Consider the following 1,663-nt stretch of genomic DNA (forward strand, 5'->3'; position numbering starts at 1 on the left):
GGCTGACTGGCCGTTCACCGACACCGGCAATGGCATTTTCGCTGTCTTCCTCGCGGGTGAAAGCTCTGCTCATTCCTTGAACTTAGGCGCGGAAAGGCTGCACGACAAGCCATCGTAGCGGCCTCGGTGGGAGAGACATAACGGCTGGCACGATTCCTGCGATATCAGGCTTGAACGCTGGGATTCTGTGCCGATGTTGAACAGACGAACGCTGCTGACCGGGACCGCAGGCTTTGCCGTTATGGGCCTTGCGCTCGGCAAGGCGGTGGCCGCAAGCTTGAGCGGCATCGAGAAAGCCTCGATGCGCGGCTCGATCAATGCCACAGAACTCGGCGTGCAGCCCGGCACATCAGACGATCAGAGCAAGGCCTTCGCCAAGCTGCTGCGTGACGCCAATGCCCGCGATATGCCGGTGTTCCTGCCGCCCGGGACTTATGTCGTCTCCAATCTCTCGCTGCCCGGCCGCGTGCGGCTTTCCGGCGTGCCGGGCGCGACGCGCGTCGTTTACGGCGGTGACGGCCACCTTTTCATGGCCGAACAGGCTGACCATATCGAACTCAGCGGTCTGGTCTTTGATGGTTCGAACCGCACGATGGGCGGTTACACGCAAGGGCTGCTCGATCTGCGCCGTATCGCGCACCTCGCCATCGACAATTGTCAGATCACCGGCAGCGGCAAGAACGGACTGGCGCTGGAACACGCGATCGGCCGGATCGAGCGCAGCGAGATATCGGGCGCCGCCGATGCCGGCATTTACTCGGTCGAGGCTGGCGGGCTGTCCATTACGGGCAACACCGTCTCCGATTGCGCCAATGGCGGCATCCTCGTGCACCGCTGGCAGGTGGCCGAAGACGGCACCATGGTCACCGGCAACCGCGTCCAACGGATCCAGGCACGCAGCGGCGGAACCGGGCAGAACGGCAACGGCATCAATGCCTTTCGCGCCGGCAATGTCGTCATCTCGGGCAACATCGTCTCGGACTGCGCCTTCTCGGCGATCCGCGCCAACAGCGCCAGCAACCTGCAGATATCGGGTAACACCTGCTCGCGCTCGGGCGAAACGGCGGTCTATTCCGAGTTCTCGTTCGAAGGCGCCATCATCAGCAACAACATCGTCGACGGCGCCGCCAACGGCATCTCGATCGTCAATTTCAACGAAGGCGGCCGCATGGGCGTCTGCTCCGGAAACATCGTGCGCAATCTGTCGACCAGCGGTCCCTACCCCGCCGACTCGCCGGGATTTGGCGTCGGCATCGGCGTTGAGGCCGACACCACCGTTTCCAACAACGTCATCGAGAACGCGCCGCTTTATGGCATGCAGATCGGCTGGGGTCCCTAGCTGCGCAATGTCGTCGCTACGGGCAACATCATCCGCAACGCCGGAACCGGTATCGTCGTGTCCGTGGTCGAGGGTGCCGGCACGGCGGTCATTTCAGACAATATCATCGACGGCGCGCTCAACGGTGCGGTTGTCGGCCAGCGCTGGGCCGAGCCCGCAACGGGCGACCTCGCCTCGTCAAACGATACCGGCTATGCGCATCTGACCGTCGAGCGCAATCACGTCAGTTGAGGGCTGCCGTCGGCCTCAGCGCCCCGACCTTGGCACCGTTGCGGTTTTCGATGGGCGTGTTTGCCAACTCGCTCAGCTTGAACGCCAATGCCT

The 1,663-nt window shown here is 63.2% G+C and carries 2 pseudogenes; one reads left to right on the plus strand and one right to left on the minus strand.

The window, feature by feature from the left end:
- Positions 1–73, minus strand: a pseudogene (locus tag EN939_RS39915) (transcription elongation factor); the annotation flags it as partial.
- Positions 74–193: 120 nt separating this feature from the next.
- Between EN939_RS39915 and EN939_RS33180 the strand changes: the two are divergent.
- Positions 194–1,570, plus strand: a pseudogene (locus EN939_RS33180) (TIGR03808 family TAT-translocated repetitive protein).
- Positions 1,571–1,663 lie beyond the last annotated feature (93 nt).

This window comes from Mesorhizobium sp. M7A.F.Ca.CA.002.05.1.1 (assembly GCF_003998335.1).
In the GTDB taxonomy this organism is placed as follows: domain Bacteria; phylum Pseudomonadota; class Alphaproteobacteria; order Rhizobiales; family Rhizobiaceae; genus Mesorhizobium.